The organism is Sphaerospermopsis sp. LEGE 08334 (assembly GCF_015207205.1).
Lineage (GTDB): Bacteria > Cyanobacteriota > Cyanobacteriia > Cyanobacteriales > Nostocaceae > Sphaerospermopsis.
This window is the reverse complement of sequence record NZ_JADEXH010000014.1, coordinates 21598-42997: the sequence shown is the minus strand read 5'-3', so window position 1 is coordinate 42997 and position 21400 is coordinate 21598. Positions and strand designations below refer to the sequence as shown.

At 39.8% G+C, this 21400-nt stretch carries 25 protein-coding genes and 1 tRNA gene; 14 read left to right on the top strand and 12 right to left on the bottom strand.

All coding sequences use genetic code 11. The features are described 5' to 3' along the window. Nucleotides 1-107: 107 nt before the first annotated feature. The 3 genes from IQ237_RS10060 to lgt form a co-directional block, all read right to left on the bottom strand. Nucleotides 108-461 carry a phenylpyruvate tautomerase MIF-related protein gene (locus IQ237_RS10060; RefSeq protein ID WP_194054637.1) on the bottom strand — a complete coding sequence of 118 codons (354 nt, stop codon included), beginning with the start codon at nt 459-461 and terminating at the stop codon, nt 108-110. A gap of 147 nt (nt 462-608) precedes the next feature. Further along, the gene (gene cobM / locus IQ237_RS10055) at nt 609-1397 is read right to left on the bottom strand and encodes a precorrin-4 C(11)-methyltransferase (protein ID WP_194054635.1); all 789 of its coding nucleotides are present in this window, start codon (nt 1395-1397) and stop codon (nt 609-611) included. Between the two features lie 264 nt (nt 1398-1661). After that, nucleotides 1662-2516 (bottom strand): prolipoprotein diacylglyceryl transferase, encoded by an 855-nt coding sequence (lgt, locus tag IQ237_RS10050; RefSeq protein ID WP_194054632.1) that lies wholly within the window; start codon nt 2514-2516, stop codon nt 1662-1664. Between the two features lie 256 nt (nt 2517-2772). Between lgt and coaD the strand changes: the two genes are divergently transcribed. The 3 genes from coaD to IQ237_RS10035 all read left to right on the top strand — a co-directional run bounded on the left by coaD (nt 2773) and on the right by IQ237_RS10035 (nt 5703). Next, complete coding sequence (coaD, locus tag IQ237_RS10045) at nt 2773-3324, top strand: pantetheine-phosphate adenylyltransferase (RefSeq protein ID WP_194054630.1); 552 nt, start codon at nt 2773-2775, stop codon at nt 3322-3324. Then, nucleotides 3234-3902, top strand: a complete 669-nt coding sequence (locus tag IQ237_RS10040; RefSeq protein ID WP_194054628.1) for a DivIVA domain-containing protein — start codon at nt 3234-3236, stop codon at nt 3900-3902. The genes coaD and IQ237_RS10040 overlap by 91 nt, the downstream gene beginning before the upstream one ends. Before the next feature lie 154 nt (nt 3903-4056). Beyond that, nucleotides 4057-5703, top strand: coding sequence for a DUF1565 domain-containing protein (locus tag IQ237_RS10035; protein ID WP_194054625.1), 1647 nt, complete (start codon nt 4057-4059; stop codon nt 5701-5703). Between the two features lie 247 nt (nt 5704-5950). On the opposite strand, the gene IQ237_RS10030 is transcribed toward IQ237_RS10035, so the two are convergent. After that, nucleotides 5951-6235: a DUF3493 domain-containing protein gene (locus tag IQ237_RS10030; RefSeq protein ID WP_194054623.1), complete on the bottom strand. Its 285-nt coding sequence runs from the start codon at nt 6233-6235 to the stop codon at nt 5951-5953. A gap of 37 nt (nt 6236-6272) precedes the next feature. Here IQ237_RS10030 and IQ237_RS10025 point away from each other — a divergent pair. The 8 genes from IQ237_RS10025 (at nt 6273) to IQ237_RS09990 (ending at nt 11919) form a co-directional block, all read left to right on the top strand. Next, a tRNA-Thr gene (locus tag IQ237_RS10025) sits at nt 6273-6344 on the top strand. A gap of 126 nt (nt 6345-6470) precedes the next feature. Further along, nucleotides 6471-6785 carry a hypothetical protein gene (locus IQ237_RS10020; RefSeq protein WP_194054621.1) on the top strand — a complete coding sequence of 105 codons (315 nt, stop codon included), beginning with the start codon at nt 6471-6473 and terminating at the stop codon, nt 6783-6785. A gap of 2 nt (nt 6786-6787) precedes the next feature. Then, a complete protein-coding gene (locus IQ237_RS10015) occupies nt 6788-7270 on the top strand; it encodes a hypothetical protein (protein ID WP_194054619.1) in 483 nt (160 codons plus the stop codon). Between the two features lie 68 nt (nt 7271-7338). Beyond that, nucleotides 7339-9855, top strand: a complete 2517-nt coding sequence (locus IQ237_RS10010) for an alanine-zipper protein (protein WP_194054617.1) — start codon at nt 7339-7341, stop codon at nt 9853-9855. A 1-nt stretch (nt 9856) separates the two neighbouring features. Further along, nucleotides 9857-10864: a hypothetical protein gene (locus IQ237_RS10005; RefSeq protein ID WP_194054615.1), complete on the top strand. Its 1008-nt coding sequence runs from the start codon at nt 9857-9859 to the stop codon at nt 10862-10864. A gap of 35 nt (nt 10865-10899) precedes the next feature. Then, a complete protein-coding gene (locus tag IQ237_RS10000) occupies nt 10900-11325 on the top strand; it encodes a hypothetical protein (RefSeq protein WP_194054613.1) in 426 nt (141 codons plus the stop codon). Then, entirely contained in the window at nt 11325-11648 is a 324-nt protein-coding gene (locus IQ237_RS09995) for a hypothetical protein (protein ID WP_228019972.1), read from the top strand. The genes IQ237_RS10000 and IQ237_RS09995 overlap by 1 nt, the downstream gene beginning before the upstream one ends. A 25-nt stretch (nt 11649-11673) precedes the next feature. Then, nucleotides 11674-11919: a hypothetical protein gene (locus IQ237_RS09990; RefSeq protein ID WP_194054611.1), complete on the top strand. Its 246-nt coding sequence runs from the start codon at nt 11674-11676 to the stop codon at nt 11917-11919. Between the two features lie 8 nt (nt 11920-11927). On the opposite strand, the gene IQ237_RS09985 is transcribed toward IQ237_RS09990, so the two are convergent. From IQ237_RS09985 to IQ237_RS09950, 8 genes are all read right to left on the bottom strand, one after another. Then, a complete protein-coding gene (locus IQ237_RS09985) occupies nt 11928-13544 on the bottom strand; it encodes a type IV secretion system DNA-binding domain-containing protein (RefSeq protein ID WP_194054609.1) in 1617 nt (538 codons plus the stop codon). A gap of 120 nt (nt 13545-13664) precedes the next feature. Then, on the bottom strand, nt 13665-14186 hold the full coding sequence (locus IQ237_RS09980; RefSeq protein ID WP_194054607.1) for a hypothetical protein: 522 nt from the start codon (nt 14184-14186) through the stop codon (nt 13665-13667). A 25-nt stretch (nt 14187-14211) separates the two neighbouring features. Then, nucleotides 14212-14820, bottom strand: coding sequence for a hypothetical protein (locus IQ237_RS09975; RefSeq protein ID WP_194054605.1), 609 nt, complete (start codon nt 14818-14820; stop codon nt 14212-14214). Next, nucleotides 14810-15040, bottom strand: a complete 231-nt coding sequence (locus IQ237_RS09970; RefSeq protein ID WP_194054603.1) for a hypothetical protein — start codon at nt 15038-15040, stop codon at nt 14810-14812. Before IQ237_RS09970 ends, IQ237_RS09975 begins: the two co-directional genes overlap by 11 nt. Continuing rightward, nucleotides 15037-15417: a hypothetical protein gene (locus tag IQ237_RS09965; protein WP_194054601.1), complete on the bottom strand. Its 381-nt coding sequence runs from the start codon at nt 15415-15417 to the stop codon at nt 15037-15039. The genes IQ237_RS09970 and IQ237_RS09965 overlap by 4 nt, the downstream gene beginning before the upstream one ends. Then, complete coding sequence (locus tag IQ237_RS09960) at nt 15407-15658, bottom strand: hypothetical protein (protein ID WP_194054599.1); 252 nt, start codon at nt 15656-15658, stop codon at nt 15407-15409. The genes IQ237_RS09965 and IQ237_RS09960 overlap by 11 nt, the downstream gene beginning before the upstream one ends. A gap of 25 nt (nt 15659-15683) precedes the next feature. Further along, a complete protein-coding gene (locus IQ237_RS09955; protein WP_194054597.1) occupies nt 15684-15857 on the bottom strand; it encodes a hypothetical protein in 174 nt (57 codons plus the stop codon). A gap of 383 nt (nt 15858-16240) precedes the next feature. Beyond that, a complete protein-coding gene (locus IQ237_RS09950; protein ID WP_228019969.1) occupies nt 16241-16447 on the bottom strand; it encodes a helix-turn-helix transcriptional regulator in 207 nt (68 codons plus the stop codon). A gap of 267 nt (nt 16448-16714) precedes the next feature. On the opposite strand from IQ237_RS09950, the gene IQ237_RS09945 reads away from it, so the two are divergent. The 3 genes from IQ237_RS09945 to IQ237_RS09935 all read left to right on the top strand — a co-directional run bounded on the left by IQ237_RS09945 (nt 16715) and on the right by IQ237_RS09935 (nt 21300). After that, nucleotides 16715-17035: a hypothetical protein gene (locus IQ237_RS09945; protein ID WP_194054593.1), complete on the top strand. Its 321-nt coding sequence runs from the start codon at nt 16715-16717 to the stop codon at nt 17033-17035. Between the two features lie 99 nt (nt 17036-17134). Beyond that, nucleotides 17135-20188, top strand: a complete 3054-nt coding sequence (locus IQ237_RS09940) for a DUF3854 domain-containing protein (protein WP_309225749.1) — start codon at nt 17135-17137, stop codon at nt 20186-20188. Continuing rightward, entirely contained in the window at nt 20185-21300 is a 1116-nt protein-coding gene (locus tag IQ237_RS09935; protein WP_194054590.1) for a site-specific integrase, read from the top strand. Before IQ237_RS09940 ends, IQ237_RS09935 begins: the two co-directional genes overlap by 4 nt. Nucleotides 21301-21400 lie beyond the last annotated feature (100 nt).

Genomic DNA, 21400 nt, shown 5'->3' with positions numbered 1-21400 from the left:
CTTTTGTAGAGATGCTTCATGGAACGTCTCTAGATTATTTGTCACCAGATGTCTATTTCATCTGAAATTTATTAGCTGATAGCTGATAGCTGAATGATTAAAAAACATTAACCAAAGGTTGTACTATTCCAACCCCACATAAAACCCTTAGCGTCAGCAAATTCTATATAAATTCTATTTTTAGGAACACCCAAACAAGAGTTAATTTCCTGGCAAAATTCCTGACTCATAGCTAAAGTTTGTTCAGGTTTCATTATGCCAACACTTTTAATTTCAATATAGCAAACTGGATCTGTAGTTCCTGCAAAAGTCATGGGTATTTCTGGTTCAAAAGCTGTCATCACATAAGATTCTGGTTTACCTGTATGTTTAGCTAACTTGGCTGATAAACCTTTAAGCATGGACTCAATTTGAGCTTTTTCTGGGGCAGATACAGAAGTTTGGACTTTAATTAATGGCATAATCAACAATTCAAAATTGAAAATTACAAAAAAATGAAATAATTGCCGGAATAATCTTAATGAATTTTCAAATCTTCATTAAAATTTGAGAATTGCCATCCTGAGAAGGTAGCAATGATTCTCCTAATTTTACTTTGTTTTCTGCATTCAGTGATGAGATGAACGAAACAAATGATTATGCTGTGGATGGTATAAACGAGAACGACCTGTTACTGGTAACAGGGCAGGACTAATGATATAAAGTGTAGTCCGCAGTAATTGTTCTTGTTGGGTACATTCTGCCATTTTGTCAAGAGGAACAACCCGGATTTTTTCATCAGGCCAGCCTACACGAAAACAAATAGCCACTTGGGTTTGTGGTGGGTAATGTTCCAAGAGTTGAGCTTGGGCATTGGCAACATGACGCGCACTCAGGTATAAACACAGACTAGCTTGATGTGCAGCCAAACTAGCTAATTCCTCTCTAGCTGGTACTTCTGTGCGTCCACTGATGCGGGTGAGGATTATGCTTTGTACCAAATTAGGCACTGTTAACTCTATCTTGAGTTTAGCGGACGCAGCTTGAAAAGCACTAATACCAGGGATAACTTCAAAAGGAATATTCGCCTCAGTCAAAAGCTGCATTTGCTCATGGATAGCACTATAAAGACTAGGATCACCAGAATGAAGACGCACCACAGACTTATGCGATCGCACTGCTTCCACCATGATCGGTAACATCTCTTCTAAAGTCTTATTCGCCGTTTTAATAATTTGGGCATCTTGCCGACAAATATCTAAAATCTGTTCTGGAATTAAAGAATCAGCAAATAAAATTACATCAGCCCTAGAGAGGAGTTTTTGCGCCTTAACCGTTAATAAATCCGGATCTCCCGGTCCTGCTCCCACAATATACACTGCTGATTCTAAGGAATTAATCAAACTTGCATCACTCATATTATTGGTACATTCACTTATAGAAATCTACACAACTATTCCCAAAAAAATTTTTTTGGCATTTCTTGACTACCCTTCCGGATTAACTCCCTTGGCCTAGTAGAGAGATATGGTAGATGCACCCTGGTTAAGCCCTAGAGAAAACTCTGGGGCATTTTTTATTTTTGGGCAGGAGGCAGGAGTCAGAATAATTTTAGATTTTAGATTTTAGATTGGAGTTGACAAAAACAATCCAAAATCCAAAATCCAAAATCCAAAATAGAATCACCAATCACCAGTCACCACATCAGGTAAAGGGCGTTTGAATAAATAAAGCCAAGTTAAACCAGCTAAACCTAAAGAAATTCCCGTTAAACTAACTATTTGTGCAATTCTCAAAGGTCCTAACATCAAGCTATCTGTGCGTAAGCCTTCAATCCAAAATCGTCCTAAGCTGTAGGCTACCCAGTAAACTAAGAATAACGTCCCTACCTTGAGGCGAGGCTTGCCAGATATAGCGCGAAAAAATAAAATTAGCAGCAGGGCAAAAACCATTAAATTCCACAGAGATTCGTAGAGAAAAGTGGGATGGAAATATTCAAAATTAGCCAAGCTGGGAGGACGACGATCCAAGGGAATATACAGCTTCCAAGGTAAATCAGTCGGTCTGCCAAAAGCTTCAGAATTGAAGAAATTACCCCAACGTCCGATCGCTTGCCCTAAAATCAGCGAAGGCGCTACTAAATCTGCTAATTGCCAAAAAGGTATCTTTTTCAGTTTGGCAAAGATTAATGCCGCTATGACACCACCAATAATTGCTCCATGAATGGCAATACCTCCCTGCCAAATGGCTATAATCCTCTCTGGATGCTGGGAATATTCTGACCATTGAAATAAAACATAATATAGCCTAGCTGCGGGAATAGCCCCAATTACCAGCCAAATCGACAAATCACTAATTAACTCAGGATTAACATGACGACGCTTTGCCAGATATTGCGAAAGACTAACGCCAATTAACACGGCTGAGGCAATCAACAAGCCATACCAGCGGATAACCACTGGACCGACTTCAAATATAATTGGTCCTGGAGAGGTAAATTGAAACCCCAAGGGCAAAGCAGAAAAATCTATTGCCATGCAGAATTACCTAAAAGGATTTGATTGACTACTGCTATATTCTGGACTTCAACATCATAAGCTGGACTGGTGATTGGTGATTTGTAATTGGTGACTGGTGATTGGGGAAGAAAATTTTAGATTTTAGATTTTAGATTTTAACTTGGAGTTAACAAAAACAATCCAAAATCCAAAATCCAAAATCCAAAATTAATAACTCCTGCCCCCTGCTGCCTGTATGTCGCTATAATTACCTAAAGCTGTTTAATTTATATAAATGATTGCTATCTATCCGGGGAGCTTTGACCCTATTACATTGGGACACCTTGATATCATTCAGCGCGGTAGTCGGCTGTTTGACGAGGTAATAGTGGCTGTATTGCGAAATCCTAACAAAATACCACTTTTTCCGGTGCAACAACGGTTAGAACAAATTCGTCTGGCTACAAAACATTTACCGAATGTGGAGATAGACAGTTTTGATGGACTTACCGTTAACTATGCCCAAATGCGACAAGCACAAGTTTTGTTACGTGGTTTACGAGCAGTTTCCGATTTTGAGATTGAGCTACAAATGGCTCACACTAATAAAACACTTTCCACTCAGATGGAAACAGTTTTTCTGGCCACCTCAAACGAGTATAGTTTTTTAAGCAGTAGTGTGGTAAAAGAGATTGCAAAGTTTGGTGGCTCTGTCGATCATCTTGTTCCCCCACACATTGCCCTGGATATATACCAATGCTACAACCAAAACTCTCCAAACCTGAACCCAACCACAACGGAAAAAATGTCCCACCTCAAGAAAACCCCATTGGACAAGGAGGTGTAGATATTCTCCAAGAACTCAACCGTTTAGAGGATATGATTCTTGCTGGTTTGCAAATTCCTCTGACTGGACGCACGCTGATAGATGAAGACAAGGTTCTAGAACAGCTTGATTTTGTGCGTGTTTTTTTACCGTCGGTGTTTCAGGAAGCAGCAGAACTCCTTCAAAACAAGGAGGAAATCATGCTGGAAGCGGAGGAGTACGGCCAGCAGGTGGTAGAAGCAGCACAGGCGAAAAGAGCGCAAATTTTGGCTGATAGCGATATTATCAGACAGGCGGAACGAGAAGCTGAACAATTGCGTCGGAAAGTGCAGCAAGAGTGTGACGCAATGATGCAAGATACTCTGGCAGAAATTGAACGCAAAAAACGTGCTTGTATGCAAGAGTTAGAGGAAATGCGCCAAAATGCGATCGCTCAAGCTCAAGAAATTGAAGATGGTGCTGATCAATATGCCGATAATGTTCTAGAAAATATCGAACAGGATCTTCAGGAAATGTTACGAATTATTACTAATGGTAGATTACAATTGCGAGGAGAAATACCTAAGCAACGTAATTCGACCTATCCTAAGAAAAAATAATTTGTTCAATACCCAATATAGATAGATCGTATCCGATTTCCAACTTTACCCAGAATCACTGTTGATCATCCAGTATATTTTTGCATAGGTTTTACAGTGCGACGCTGTTACCTTAGACTGTCTTAAAAGTACCGTAAGCAAGTATATCAAAAATATGAAATCTAAGGGTTTTCACATTTCTCGTTTATCTTTAGGAAGCAGTTTGACTGCTTTGTTAGTTATTGCTGGTAGTTCAACATTGCTACCCAGTCAGGTAAACGCTGGTTCTACTCAAACTTTAATTGCCCAAATTCCTGCTAGTGCTACAGTCATTTATGTTAATCCGGTAACTGGTCAAGATCGTGCCGGTGCTGGTGTGAGCGCAGCAACACCTTACAAAACCATTACCTTTGCTCTTTCCCAGGCGCAAGCAAACACAGTGATTCAACTTGCTCCTGGTAACTATAGTAAGGACACTGGGGAAAGTTTTCCTTTAATACTCAAACCAGGAGTGACACTTATAGGTAATGAATCTGCCAAAGGTCAAGGAACAATAATTACAGGTGGTGGGTTTTACACCAGTCGTACTTTTGCTAGACAGGATATAACAATCCTCGCAGAAAATAACACCACTATTGCTGGCTTAACTGTGACTAATCCCAATCAACGAGGTACTGCTGTTTGGGTAGAATCAAGCAATCCCACTATCAAAAACAATACTTTTACCAACAGTGTCAGAGAAGGGGTTTTTGTTACAGGTACAGGAAATCCCAAAATTGAAAATAACATCTTTTTCAAAAATGGAGGTAATGGGGTTTCTTTAGCCCGTTCTGCTCAAGGTGAAATTAGAAATAACACCTTTGAAGATACTGGTTTTGGTTTGGCTATTGGTGGAAATTCTACACCTTTGGTAGAAGGCAACCAAATTATTCAAAACCAAGATGGTCTGTTTATCTCTGAATCTGCCACACCCATACTGCGTAAGAATGTGATTCAGAACAATAAGCGGGATGGTATTGTAGCGACTATCAACGCCCTTCCCAACCTTGGTACTAATGACAGTCCTGGTGGTAATCTGATTCGTAATAACACTCGTCACGACTTAAATAATTCCACTAGAGGTAATCGCATTCTTGCTGTCGGCAATGATATTGATCAAAAGCGAATTGTGGGCGCTGTAGATTTTGTAGCTGCAACTGTTACTCCCCCCAGTGGTGGTACTGGTAGTACAGGTGCTACAGCATTTAAAGATGTGCCAACAGGTTATTGGGCAAAAGCTTATATTGAAGCTTTAGCTGCCCAAAATATTATTGCAGGTTTTCCCGATGGCACTTTTAGACCTAATGAACCTGTCACTCGCGCCCAATTTGCGACTATTATCACTAAAGCTTTGACACCTCCTGTTAAACGTCAAGCTATTCAGTTCAGAGATGTGCAAAGTAATTTTTGGGCTTATGGTGCAATACAATCTGCTTACCAAAGTCAATTTGTAGCAGGGTATCCTGATGGTACTTTTAAACCACAGCAACAAATTCCTAGAGTTCAGGCTTTAGTGGCTTTAGCTAATGGGTTGAATTTCACTGCTAATAATAACAATGTCCTAAGCGTTTACACAGATGCTGCTCAAATTCCTAATTATGCTATTGGACCTGTGGCTGCTGCTACTGTGAGACAATTAGTAGTCAATTATCCGACGGTGCAACGACTTGATCCTAATCGTCAGGCAACTAGGGCGGAAATTGCTGCTTTTGTTTATCAATCACTTGTGGCTATTGGTAGGGCGCAACCAATTTCTTCTGCTTATTTGGTGACAGCACAGTAACTTCAACAAATTCAATCAAACCCAATACCCAGATCCTTGACTTTTCCAAGAAGTCAGGGATCTATCTCAGAGGATGTTTGAAAAGTCCAACTTGGGTGATTAGAAATCACATCTACACAGACAAAACCTGCCTACGCAGGTTTGAAATCCCTAGTTTTTCGTTAGTCCACTAGTGGACTTTGTTTGTGTAGTAGCGTATCCCTAACGGGACCGGAGGCTCTATTATATTCGCCGAAAACTTTTCTTCCTAATTTCTTCTCCTGACTCCTGACTCCTGACTCCTGACTCCTACCTCTTTGGAGCGTCGCTGTTCCCATCTCCACAGAAATACCATGAGAGCAACTATTCCTGCTTGCAGTGCAAAGTTGGGTAAGGTGGTATCAATATTTCTACCTGCAAGTAGTTGAAAGAAAAATACAAATGCACCGATAAAACCAGAAGCACCAACGCCAAGATAAATAAACTGCCTTAAACCCCGATAGGGTGAGGCCATTTCGGCTTTTAAGCGATTTTTGAGATTTTGATCTACCATTTTTTTAAGAATTATGCTATAATTTTGGATGGTTTATGCCGATGTAGCACAGTGGTAGTGCAGCTGATTCGTAATCAGCAGGCCGTGGGTTCAAATCCCATCATCGGCTTGGGTTCTAAAATTTTAATATTTTTTGTTGACCGGATTTTGACCATTTAGAGAAAAAACCGGTCTTTTTTTTGACAAATTTATCAATAAATAGCTATATAGATATATAAGTATATTCGTAAAAAAAATGGCAGAAAAAACATTAACTGATTTAGGCGCAAACTGCACCCAATCATCTACTACCATTACTTTATCCAAGGCTGATCTAGGACTTACCGCTGAAACTTGTACACTTGATCAAATTATTTTAGCTATAGCGGTAAAGGCTAAAGCTATTCTGACTCAGGCGAATTTTGATAGTGAACCAAACCAGAACCTATACCTATCCGACGGTTTTAACTCATTTACTACAAAAAATAATGAATCATGGATACTCCGGCAAATTACCATAAACTTCGCCAAACAAGACACTGAAGCAACGATTGATCCTAATGACTACTAATTATGGCTAAAAAATGTTGGGTACTTTACGGACAAGGTTTTAATGGTTACTGGTATGAGCTACTGATTTGTGCTGATTCTGTAACCTACCAATTTTCTCCTACAAATCCCTATACGGGAAACCAACCTTGGATGCAACCTTATGTTAATGGGGTTTTGCTTGGACCTGGTAGTGGCTATGTTGTAGGAACTGAACATGCAGAAATTGTCACCTATCCCATCAAAGACCAGTATTGTCCAAATCCAAGAGCCGTTAGGGATGGAAGTTGTGATGCTTGCTACCCCGAACCGCCACAGGCGAAATATGACTGCATAAATGGCGCTTGTATTCCTGACACCACTTACAGCACCCCAGGACTTTACAGCACGCTTTCAGAATGTGAAACCGCTTGTGGTACTGGATGTAGTGGTAAGTGTATTAGTAATCAGGATTGGGCAACTATTGAAGGTTTAGCAGCACAATTGAAAAATAAAAATTGCAGCTAGTTCTCTGAAAATTCCTGTGATTGTTCACAGGGATTTTTATTAAATAAAATTATTGAATAATAAATACCATGAGTGTAATTGGAAATTTGAATCAAACTTTGCAATGTGCTGGTAAATGTGATTGTTGCGAGAAATTGCAAAGTCAAATTAATAGTTTAAATCAAAGAATTGCGGCTTTAGACAATAAATTCATCCCCAAAAATGAAAAACCAAATATTATAAATGAATCAATAAAAGGCGCTGAAAATTCAATAGTCCCTATTATCGGGAGTACAATTGCGTTAGCTGTATCTCCCCTCGGTCCACAAATTGCTAATGCGACGGCTTTAGCCAACGCTGCCAACGCTGCTGCTGCTGCTGCTTCTACTGCTGCTAAAGCCGCTGCTACTGCTGCTGCTGCTGCTTTGACTAAATTGGCAGGGATAGCCGCCCAAATAGCATCTATCTTAGCCGCGATAGCAATTTTGCAAGTTTTGGGGAGTAGAATTGATGCTGTTGAGTCTGGTTTGGCAGCGTTAGGGAATGATGTTTCCAGAATTTTGGGGTTAATTCTTCCTATTAAAAATCAAGCGGAAAGAGCGGAAGGAAAAGCAAATTCAGCCTTAGATAAAATTCCCCCAATTGATTCAACAGCTAATCAAGCAATTTTTAAAGTAAATGAACTTGATAAAAAAGTTGGCACTGCAATTTCAAAAGCTGATGCTGCTAATTCAACAGCTAACCAAGCAATTACTAAAGTAAATGAACTTGATAAAAAAGTTGGCACTGCAATTTCAAAAGCTGATGCTGCTAATTCAACAGCTAACCAAGCAATTACTAAAGTAAATGAACTTGATAAAAAAGTTGGCACTGCAATTTCAAAAGCTGATGCTGCTAATTCAACAGCTAACCAAGCAATTACTAAAGTAAATGAACTTGATAAAAAAGTTGGCGCTGCAATTTCAAAAGCTGATGCTGCTAATTCAACAGCTAACCAAGCAATTACTAAAGTAAATGAACTTGATAAAAAAGTTGGCACTGCAATTTCAAAAGCTGATGCTGCTAATTCAACAGCTAATCAAGCTATTGCGAAGGCAGAAGAGGCATTGAAAAAAGCATCTATTCCTGGACCAAGAGGATTACAGGGCATCCAAGGGAAACAGGGGATTCAAGGAGAGAGAGGAAAAGACGGCGTTAATGGAAAGGATGGGAGTTTTAATATGGCTGAATTAGCAGGTGTAATTGGTATTCTGGGAGTCTTACAATCCAAAATCGCTAACGTTGAGGTTATTTCTAACAATATTCGACTAAAAACGGATGCTTTACCATCTACAATGCAAGAGGCTTTATGCCAGGAATTAACCAATGGAAAATGTTTTCCTGCTGGATTAAATATGTGGTATCAAGCATCGCCACTTGCTGCTGCTGCGGTGCAAACAGCGGCTATAGTTCCAGTCACCACACAAGTATTTGCACTACAAGGGCAAGTAGCTGCTTTACAAGGGCAAGTAGCTGCTTTACAAGGTACATCACTAGCTACTAATGCGGCTGTTTTAGCAATGCGTCCAGTGGTTCTAAATACCGGTAGCGTCGTCACTTCAACCAATAATCAAGTTACCAATTTAGCTAATCCGATTACTAATATTAATAATCAAATTACCAATTTAGCTAATCCGATTACTAATATTAATAATCAAGTTACCAATTTAGCTAATCCGATTACTAATATTAATAATCAAGTTACCAATTTAGCTAATCCGATTACTAATATTAATAATCAAATTACCAATTTAGTTAATCCGATTACTAATATTAATAATCAAGTTACCAATTTAGTTAATCCGATTACTAATACGAACACACAGGTAAACAATCTAACCAATCAAGTAACTAATTTAAGCACTCAAGTAAATAATCAGACAAATATTATCAATCAAATAGATAATGGAATCAAACAACAAGAGTGTTTACAATGGCAATCGGTGGAAGTAGACACCGTAGCCTGTGAGAAGGACTCGCAAGGGATATGGAAACCTACGACCAATAAAGTTACTATTACGGTGATCAAAACCGCGACGGGGAATGAAGTTGAGAAAGTTAAAAAACTGTATGAAGAAATATCCAAAACTAATACGGAGATATGTTTAGCTAAAAATAATAAATGTCCAGAGCCTTACGCTGTTGTTCCAGAGTGGTGGCAGGTAAGAAGCTTTCAGAAACCACAACTATCAATAATTTATAGAGAAGTTTTACCAGATGGTAAATATGGTCGGGGAGTATGGACTTTAACAATTCCACATTACAATAAGGATAAAAATTATAAATTATCCCTACCCGAATATGAAAAAGGAGATTATGAAGGTATAAAGGTATTAAATGATAATTCAAAAATAATAGTTAATGCTAAAAATGAAACCGTTTGCTTACAAGTTATTAATGCAATTTTAGCGCATGTACCGCGTGAACTTAAAAGCGGAACACAAGAACCAAAAATAGGTAAAAGAAAAGGTGTATACAAGAAATGCAAAGTAAAACCTGTCCGTTGTCATTTCTTTGTTGATGGTCAAAAAGACTTAGTCCCCACATGGTCAAAATCTCTTATTTAAAATGGCTACAATTTTCCAGGTTTTTCTGATTGATAATCGTCGGGCTGTAAGAGTCGAGGCTTACGCCCAATTGTTACATTATTCTTCAAAATATTTAATTGAATTAATTCAAAAACTCCGCAGAAAAAAAATTTATATTGGTATTAAGTGGCGCAAATATTGGTACATATTTCTCCCTGATTACTCAAAAATAAAATCACCTTCTGGTAAAAATAATCCTACCAATTTACCAAGTGGACAGCAAATTGATGTGGATCAAGCGTGGCGTAAAGCTATAGAAGAAATTCCACAACTTCTTCCAAAATTTGACACTGAGAAGGAGGAAGAAGCACCTCTACCACTTAATTACACCATAAACCAAGATGGGGAATTAGGCGTGATTGCGTTTTCGAGCTTAACCTCGAAAACGGTAACTCAAATCATAGGGGTTCAAAACGCCACATACCCTGCTACAACTGGATATAGCTACGGTAATTACATTTTTTACGACCCAAACAAGATGAGTACATTTGACGCTGGCACTGGTGGAACTTTAAAATCCACCCAAATACCTCAAGCATTTTTTGAAGTTTGTCGCGCTTTGGATGCTGCTGAAAATACCCGTAACGGTGCTAACCCTGGTTTACCTCCCAGACGAAACCTTTCTACCACTGTTTCGTTTGATACTGGCACTGTTGCGGTAGCGGCTACTATTCCCATTATTGCCAGTATTCAGACGGACGGTACTATCAAAATCTCCGGAAGTGACTACTTAGGTAGTACATATTCCAGTTTCAATAATGGTGGTGGTGATTTAACCTCCACTAATATTGTTGCTGCGTTCTTAGAGACAGCTTCTTTACTTTCCAGCGCAGAAAAGGTTGTTACTCCTGTAGAAAACCAGCCAAATAACATTCAGATTGTGATTGACACCGAAGCTGGTAACGCGACTGTTTCTGCTAACTTGCCTTTTACAACTGCTGCTGCAAATAACGGTGATGTGACAGTAATCGCTATTGATTACCTCTGATTTTTGATCCGTTTATTCATTGATTGGGAGGTAGTATGGCAGGAGCAACTAAAAAAAGAGGTCCCCGCGCAACTGTTTTATTTAAATCAGGACAGGGACAAGGGGCAGGAGCTAAGTCTCAATATGTTTTTATGTTGAGGTCTGTAGCCGAAAAACTTGGATTCAAGATTGAACCCAACGCGCAAATTACACGAAAAGCAGGTAAAGGTGGTAAAGGTAAAACCGTGAAAGTGAGTGTTCGCGGTTCAATGGGAGCCAAGCATATTAAAGTCCCATTACCAGGAACCACTTCTAATACAGCAGGAAAAAAGGGCGTGTCTGTTAAAATGCTCTCCGTTCCTGTTCCTTCCGGAGCCAATATCGAGGACATCAAAAAGTTTCTAGGGAAAGCAGGGAAAAAACCGACCTCTTTTGTTAGTCCAGACGGAAGAACCTATTCGCTAGATAAAGCTGCTAAATAATGGAAACTCAATTAGTTTTCCAGAACGAGTACAGATGGGATTTAAAAAAAATCGAATCTGTACTTATCCCTTATGTTTTTGATGACCCAAGTTTGATTATTACTGTCACTCCAAAATCAAAACTTTTCAGGAATTACCAAACTTGTGGACGTTTAGACGAAGTTTTGATTGATTACCCTGACAAGCTTGTGGCATCAAATCAGGTAGTGGTATTGCAGAAAAATTTTCAATATTTGTTCTCCGGGCAAGGAAGATTTCAATTGGTATTTTACCCTTATCAATTTTTAGGTAAAACACAAATTTCAGTGCGGAGGATTTTATAGATTCAAAAAACTACCCGTGCCTCTAATGACAGAAATAGAACTTTTAATAGGATTTATAGGAGTCGAACTCGCCTTAGCCTCTCTCTTTTACAAGATTTTCAAAGATTTCCGAATAGAGTTGCAGGAAGAAATTGATTCCAAAGCTAAAACCAATTTTTTAGCCTTGGAATCAATTTTAAAAAATTCAGACAAGAGGTTGAGCGCTCGTCTATCAAATTTAGAAGATAGGTTTGTGGAGCTTCACCATTGTATTCAGCAAAGAAAAGGTTGAGCCAGTTGTCACTTATCACTTGTCACTTGCTTAAACTCCGAAACGGCATTTCGGTAAGCGTCGTTATCCCCAGGCTTTGCACCCCAAAGGATTTTGATGATTTGGGTTTGGGATAATTTCATTTCGTTTCGGAGTTTATCAATCTCCTCCAAAATCTCATTTCGAGACATTCTGAAACGTCCGAAATGAGTTTTTTTATCTCCTGAAAGTGTTACTGTATCGTCGTTTCGTTCATTTCGGAAGATGGGCGCAGCCGTTTCGCCGAAATCAAAAATCGGCTCCCACTGGGGAACAGGTACTGGGGAAAATTCACCCCCTGGATATTTAACTTCCCACGCCCGTTCACTGCCACCGGTTGGGGGAATGCAATGTAATTCCAGAAATGAATCATCCCTGGTTTTGGCAGTTCCTTGAGAGCCGCCAGTTAAAGCCAAAGTTCTTCCATGAGATATAAAAATTGCACTGAAGAAAATTTTACGGTTGTCCGATAAACAGGCTTGAATAAAATCTGCTGAGTTTTTGCAACGTTTAGCATAATTAGTTAATTCCTCAGCTACCACACAAATTGAACCTAATTTTTTAACCGCTTCTTCTCCCTCTTTTCTTAATAATTGATAACGTCTCTGACATTCGTCGTCGTACCACTTCATAAAGTTGTCAATTTCTTCATAATCTAACCCCGCTCCAATAACTTCTAATCCTTCCCATTGTCCCTTTGCTGCGTGAGGGTCCAGGATAATAATCTTGTCGCCCCTCTGTTTTTTGCCTTTGATAATGTGTGAAGCTGCTGTAGTTTTCCCACTGCCCTGAGCGCCCCAAACCATCACACAAAAATAATCAATGGCATGAGTTACCCAATCAGGGTGTAGTGATTTACTTTCAACACCATCCACCTTGTCGTTGGGGTCAATCGTCTTACCCAAAGTTTGATTACCGGTTAGGTAAGGTGTTTGCTGATTGCGGACAAAGTTCACATAATCCTGTTTCTGTTCCTCGGTCATTCCAGCCGTTTCAGCTTCAAAAATAGTTTCAGCCGCCTCTAGTTGAGTGAGTTTAATTTCAACCTCTCCCAGAATTTCAGCCTGTTGAATGATAACGGCGTTATCAGTTGTTATCAGTTCTAAGCCTCTGGCAGTTTCCATTAATTCCATCTGAGTCTCAAGATGGGCTATGGCTTCATCTCTTTGGTTAGCTACGTTATCCCATTTTGACTTTTGATTTTCAGCGAACTGCAATTGTCTGAGCATCCAGCCAGCCACTGCAAAACTGATAAATGCCCAGCCGGCTTGAATTGGTTTACCTGGATTGGTGGGAAGTTCCAATCGGTTCAAAGTTACCTGTTTTGGTCGTCCGTTCAGTTCCCACTGCTGCCAGTGGTAAGGAGTCATTCTAAATGGCCTGTTTTTTTCATCAGTGCAAATTTCCCCCGCCGGCGATTTAATACAGAAGTAAATCCTGGTTGATGATGTTCCCTGCCATGCCATCGCTGATGCTGCCATTCCTGAAAATAAAGCCACAGAAATAATCCCTATCCGTGAGTCAAATCTTAGCTTTTGGATTTTAACCGCCAATGTTGACTGCTGACTCTCGGTTAATTCTTGGTGATAGTCGTTGATATATTTCATCTTAAAAAAACAATGAAGTGTCACTTTATCCGTCACAACCGTCACTTTCCTTGTGTGGCAAGGGTTCTGAACCGTCACTCGAACCGTCACTTTATCCGTCACCAACCGTCACTTTATCCGTCACTTTTTGGAAACTGCTCTAAACACTGCCAACTTGACCCCAAAAATAATGAGGGCGATCGTAATTCCTCCTGACCAATCAGGCAAGTCATTTTTAGAACTGTAAATTCGCTCAATCTCTACAACCGCACGATTTACAGAGGTTCTAGCCTCAAACCATTCACCTATCGGCTCACTCAAGGCGCACAGTACAGACAGCGAACCAGCAGCGCCGACCATTGCAGTGGGGAATGATTTTTCACCAACAGCCGTAGCAGTAAAGTAAAAGTGACAAGTACCAACTGCCAAGAAGATGCCCACGGGGTGAACCTGTAGGAGATGAAAGGTAAAAATTATTGTTGAGTTTAGGCAAGTCCCTGCTGCAATCTCACAGGCATTGGCCGCACGTCTAAAAGTTCGTTCCCTGTTGTTTTCAGGTAAAGTTTTTACCTGTTCCCTGTTCCCTGTACCCTTTTCTTCACACAGCCCTTTAAAATGAAAAGGGCTGGTGTTAGTAGATGGGCGTTCACTCCGTACTAACATCAGCCTTGCTCCTATTTATTGAGAATTACCCAATGTTGATTTTTTCTTCTGGGGGATTACCACCGCGACTACCGCGTTTAACCCGTTCCATTAAAGATTGACGTTTTTCTCTAACAGAATTGCTGATTGCTTGTCGTTCGGATTGGACTTTCTCACGGCTGGTAATATCAGCAATTTTGTTTTGATGTCTAAACAGTTCAGCTTGTAAATCATGCTGCAAGGTGGTAGCGATTTCAGTTAGAGCATTTTTACGTTTAGCCTCTAATCTAGTTCGGTCGCTTCTATCTTGAGCGTCTAAAATTTCCATCCCCGCACCAAATTCAGAATCAAATTTTCTGATTTTGGCTATAGAATCAGCAACTTTGGAACTAAATTTTTTACGTAATTCAGTCCACTTGACTTGACCATCTGACATCTTCTCCATTGCATCAAAATATTTTTCAGCATTGGCTAGAAAGGGGTCAATGTAAGATGCTATTTGGTCAGAATCAGCAGCCACGTCAGCGAATTTTTCAAGGTTGGAAACATCACATAAATAATTAAGGATGTTTTCTTCTACTCCTCCCCATTGACGGGCTTTTTCATCAATGTGTTCAGAGTAGCCAAAACTGGGGTTAATTATTCTAAAGTCCAAATTCAGCCTCCTTATCTTCCGTTTCGTCTAATTCTTTGAAATAATCCTCTAACGCCCTCACTGCATCCTTCAACTCGTCAAAGTCTAGCGATATGTCCTGAATATCAAAAGGGCTTGAATTGACAGAATTGATATATTGTTCTGTTTTGTCTTCTACTTGTCTTGACAGTTTCTGAACCCGGAAAACTTCATCATCATCCAAGTGTCTGAAATTTATCATGCTACATTCCTAATTGACTTAACTAAGGGTACAAAATCAAACCGAATCACAGTAACTAAATTATCGGGATGGATATCTACAAACTTGATAAACTCATCCTTTGACCTCCATAAATTGCCCTCAAAAAATACGTCTTCCTCCGGCATATCTTCCAGTTTTTCACGGTAGGGTAATTGAGTTAAATTAACCCATCCAATGTGTTTAGCGTTGGGTACAAATGGCTGTGCTGACCATGCGGCATGACGACGTATTCCGGCATCGTATTGATTACAGATTGATTTGAACTTCGTATCAGTCCACAGTCTGCGAGTTACTGTTTTAACGCCTTCATAAAGCGGGTCTTTTTTACCTAATCTATCAGCCAGATTAGTGGTCATTGAAAAGCTGATTATCATTTGTTCTTGCCTCTTGGATGATTTCTTCTAGTTCGCAAACTCTACGAAAGCTTTGAGAGTACAACTCACATTCAACCCGAAAATATTCTCCGTTAATTAACTGATAAAGATGTCCGTATTGCTCTATAAAATCAGGACTTGAGTCTGAGTCTATTTTGGTAGATGTAGTGACTCCACCTCCTGCTTCATAGCGGGTGATAATTAGCTTTACTGTTTTCTTCATTTTTGTTGAAAGGTAAAAATCTTTTTTAGTTTGCATCTTCGTCTTTCAACCTTGGATTAATAGAAACAGTGAAGCAGAACCAACCAAAGGGGAAATTTGGAACTTGTACACCACTGGCGGCTATGCCAAATATTCCCCATTTGAAATAAAACCCACCGCATTGAATAATTAATAAACTGTCAAACAACACGATAGTCATCACTCCTTAATTTTGGTGAAAGCATAAAATACAAATCCCTAGAGTTGAATCTCGTAAACCCGAAGCGATGAGCATCGGTTTGAGTGCCAAAAAATATTAGGTGAGTAGTGCCATACTGGATCGTCAACGACCCCCATCTTTTAACTGATATATACATTTAAAATTTTCTCTCCAAAAAAAACATGTCTGCATTGCAACCATACGAAAACTAAGGTCATAAACCACCAGCAGGTCGTTGAATATGCGTCAATCGCCGGGGGGCTGCTATCTCCCCCTGTTATGCAGTTTGTTAATTAGTTTTCGGATGTTAGTTATCAGTCGTTAGGTAGGTTTGGCGCTGGCAGGTCTTTGATCTAGGAGGCTGCCACCTCTCCGGTTTGCGCTTAACTTTTCTCTACACTGTCTGATAGTGCGATGGGCAAATCGTCGAAACTAACTTTTAGCAATGAGCAGAACTTAGTCCACTCTTTGCGGGTCAATGATGGTTCGGTCACACCTCTTTCCCATCGCCGAAATGTACTGAGAGCTACATTTAACTCTCTAGCCATTTGCTCTTGGGTGAGTCCGGCTGCTTCCCGAAGATGCTTCAAGGGAGTGTCCTTGTTTTTTCCGTTGTCTTCATTCATAATAACATAGGATATTCATTTTTGGATACTTAAAAATAAATATCTAAAAATGATTACTGTGAGATACAATTGGATTTGAGTAGTCACCAATGACTACTCATTCTTAGATTCCCACAAAATCTAAACAGCGGCGAAAGCTTGTGTCAGTGGGCGTTCCCGGCACATCAGCAAGTACCTCTAAAAGAATAAGTGGGAAACCGGTAAACAGCGAACCCCAGAGACGACAGAAGAGTGCCTAGTTCAAAAACGCATTTAGCGACGGGCGATCGTTCTAGGGAAGTACCTGCTACCAATCACCAATCACCAATCACCAATCACCAATCACCAATCACCAATCACCAATCACTAATGACCTATTCAATATATGTTTGCCCCAGTTGTTACAGCGAAAATATCAGCCTTGGGGATTATGTAAATGCTTTCACTTGTTCCGATTGCGGCTGTCACTTTCCGGAAGCTGAGGAAGTACAAATTCCCGGTCGTGTAACAACTCCCGAATACATATCACCCGCTCCATCGCTAGAGGAAAATTTAGGTGATATTCCTTTTTGATGCAAAAATAACCATCAACAATAGCAGTTGATGGTGCAAGCAATTGAGTAATACCAGGAGCCTTTCATGTCTACAATTATAACAGAAAATCCCCAGAATGTGACAGAAGAAACCAGGCGAAATAGATTTAATTCACTACATGAATTCCGGGAATTTATAGAGAATAAATTCATCAATGGTAGTGGGGTAATCGCTTCATTATTGAAAGGTTGTATCGAGTTTCATCAAGATGTAGAAACCTCGCCTTGGGGGGACGTGGAAACACCAATACATGAAGAATTAGGATGGAAATACACCCGATTTGGATTTCAAGCCAACGAACCATTGTATGCAGCTTTCCTAAAAAATGAAGATGGTACAACATGGCAAGCTGTATTAAGTATCTGGGATGAAGACCGTCAACGTCCTTATAGATATTATGCTCCTAAAGATATTGGTGATAGAGCATTTTTACCACCAATCCCTAAGAATATTAGAAAGTTAATTGGGAATAAATACGGTGTAGAAGTTCCTGAAGATGGTAGTTTTTGGGAATGGTTGAAAACCCAGAATAAGATTCCCAAAGTCATTACAGAAGGCGCTGGTAAAAGTTTATCTTTACTGTCTCAAGGTTACATAGGAATAGCTTTATATGGCTGTTCCTGTGGAGGTAGGATTGACAAGTATGGCTTAATTGAAGACCTTAAACAATTCAATCAGGAAGAATCTATTTGGCTTTTTGGACTGGACAGGGATGCAAGCGAAAAAACTAAACGCCGTGTAAATTCTGCTAAGAAGCAACTTAAGTTAACTCTAGAATCAGACGGTGTTCCGTTTTATATAGAAGATGTTTTTTGGCGTGCTGAGGATGGAAAAGGTGTTGATGATTTAATAGTTAACAAGGGTTCAGGAGCCTTTGATACTGCCTATCATGCTGCAATGGCAAGGTTAGAAAAGCAGTTTAAAGATGGCGGTTATTCGAGTGAAAATGATAAGGATTACAAACCCTCTCAAGTAGGTGTAGCAAGAGAAATTGCTGAAAAATATAGAGGGGTATTAGCTTACAATAACGAAATTTCATCTTGGATGAGATATGGCGCTGACAATGATGGAATGTGGTCAAGAGAAACAGATGAATATGTAGAGGCAGTAATTTATCAAATTATCTTAAGTGAAGGGTACAAGGGATTTAGTAGTTCATTTGTTAGTGCAGTAACTAAACTGCTAAGACATGAATTAATAGAGCGTAACTGGAACGAACGACTACCTAATGATTTACTACCATTTAGGAATGGCGTACTAGAAATTAAAACAGGCAAATTACTGGACCACGCACCGGGATACAGATTGACTTGGCAACTACCAAGGAACTATGAAACAGGTGGAACTTTTGACAAGATTAATAAATTTCTTGACGACTTATCGGCTGGTAATTCTGCCATTAAAGATTTATTGTTGTGCTTCTGTAACGCAGTCATCAAAGGACGCGCCGACCTTCAAAAATTCCTGCATTTAATTGGTTTGGGTGGAACTGGTAAAGGCACATTCTCTAGACTAATTACCAGTTTAATTGGTGAGGAAAATATACACACCACCAGCCTTGAGGAATGGTGTAAAGATAAATTTGAACCAGCTAACGCATACCGCAAAAGGTTGGTAGTTTTTCCAGATGAGGATAGACAAACTGGTAAAATTGGTAAATTTTTAAGCTTGACTGGGGAAGATTACCTAAGAGCAGAAGAGAAACATAAAACAGCTTTCAAATTCAAATACGACGGCATGGTAATGGTACTTTCTAACCTTCCTATATTTGGGGGTGAATCTGCCAGCCGTGTTAAACGTCGTGTATTGACCGTTCCCTGTAATAACGTATGTCCAGTAACTAAACGGAAAAATTTAGAGAAGGACTTCGAGCCGGAGTTAGCCGCATTCACTAATCACGTTCTCACTATTTCAGACGATCATGTTACGTCTGTACTAATGGGAATCCAGGAAATACCAGAATGCACCCTTGAGTTTTGGGAAAACAGAATGAGGGTAGATTCTATAGCCGCCTGGATTAATCAGTCAGTTATTCATGACCCTGAAGCACAGACGGCGATTGGGTTCAGTAAACATGAAGGCAGCGACGGTGGAGAAATTCTAACTTTATTTGGCAGTTACTCGCGTCATTGTTACAACTTGGGTGATAGTCCCAAGAGTCATAAAAATTTCTCACCGGATTTACTGGAGCTTTGCAAGTCTGTACTGAATTGGCCAGTTGAGAAAGTCCACACCAATACAGGGAAGTTTATCCGGGGTTTGAAACTCAGGATTCCAGGCATACACGATCACATTCCTACTTATGATGTTTGGCTAAATAATCGAGTGACGGTTCAAGTGACGGTTGATGACGGTTCAAGTGACGGTTCAAGTGACGGTTCAGAACCCTTACCACACAAGGAAAGTGACGGTTGTGACGGTTCAGAAGTCACTATGACGGAAATTTCAGAAAATAAAACAGAACATAATTTTAAGGTTGGTGATTTCGTGCTGGTTGATGGATCAATCACCCAGATTGCAGAAAATATTGGATGCCACTGTCGAATCTTGAACGGAGAACAATGGCACTACAGTCAATTGGAACTTCAAATTCCACAAACAGGGATTGAAATTCTCAGAGAATGTGACTGCTGGGATGATTGGGGATTGGTTGAGTCTCTAACCGCTGCATGGTGCGAGTCATTCAAGGATGCTGTCTGGAAATTGCTAACATCTGAAGAAAAATCCAGAATCAAATCAGCAAAAAAAATTATTTCTGCCCCAAATCCAGGTTCATCGAGTGCAATCGTCCTGCCGATACTTGAACCCAATAAGGAATATTTTTCAGCCATAAATCAGCAGACGGTGAAGGTTATAACACTGCATGATTATTTAGAGCTTTGCCATTGTGCGGCTAATGGGAAAAAATTGGCCTGTGATTTTGGTGATTTGCGAGTATTGCCAAACTCTCAAAAGTTAGAGGCAGATATTAACGACCGGGTAGAAATTTTATCTGGGAAGTATAGAGGGAAAAAAGCTACTATTTCCTCTCAACTCTGTGAACATGGTCCTGTTTATTTAAGGATTGAAGGGGTGAGGTCATCTGTATCCTGTAAACATAAATTTTGGGGACATCAAATCAGGAAGATATGAGCAATATTGAGCAACGAATAAAGGAAGCAAATGGACGGCTGCGGGCAAATTATGTAGGCTTCCAGATAGAGATAATGGGTGGTAAATTGTGCATCCGTGGCACAATGCCACCGCGCCCAAATTCCAACCATACCAAGCCATACAGACAAAGGTTAACTGTAGCAAAAGCTAATAATGAAGGGGTAAAAATTGCCGAGAAAATGGCTAAAATTATCTCAGTTCAGATAGATGCGAAAACTTTTGACTGGGTTGATTACCTGAATTTAGTTGAACCTGAAACTACCAAAACTATTGGTGATTGGGTGAGGGAATTTGAAAAAGATTACTTTCTAAGACGAGAGAGAACCTTTAAAACCGAAACAACATGGAAAGTAGAATATGAATCTATTTTTAAATTTCTGCCTCACGACGAGCATATATCACCAATCATTTTAGAGAAAATTATAATTGACCATTCCTCACCTGACACGAGAATTAGAAAACGATATTGTCAAACTTTGTCGCTATTGGCAAAGTTCGCGGGGCTGAATTGTGACTTTCTAAAATTATCGGGGAATTATTCTAATAAGAGTAGGAAGGCAAGAGAAATCCCAACAGATAAGCAAATCCAAGATTTTTATTTTGAGCTAAAGAACCCTGGCTGGCGATGGGTATATGGAATGATAGCTACCTATGGATTAAGAAACCATGAAGTTTTTTTTGTTGATTTAGACAATCTTTTTGAAGGGGAAACAGCCATCTCTATCACCCAAGGGAAGACAGGAAGCAGAAAAATATGGCCACTGCACCCCGAATGGGTGGAGACTTTTAATCTACTTAATCCAACAATCCCACTGATTAACCTAGACCGCCCAAACAGGGAAATAGGTTTTACTTGTACTCGATATTTTTCACGGGTGAAGATGCCATTTCATGTTTACGACTTACGCCACGCCTGGGCTGTTCGGAGCTTAGAATATGGCATTGATATAAGCCTAGCCGCTAAACAGATGGGACATTCTCTACAGGTTCACAGTAACCTTTACCATTCTTGGATTGATTCAAAAATTCACCAAAGGGCTTTTGACGCTGCGCTATTGAAAGACGATCGACCCAGACCACCTGATACATGATACATGATTCGTAATCAGCAGGCCGTGGGTTCAAATCCCATCATCGGCTTGGGTTCTAGAAAATCAATATTTATTATTGCCTAGATTTTGCCTATTTGGA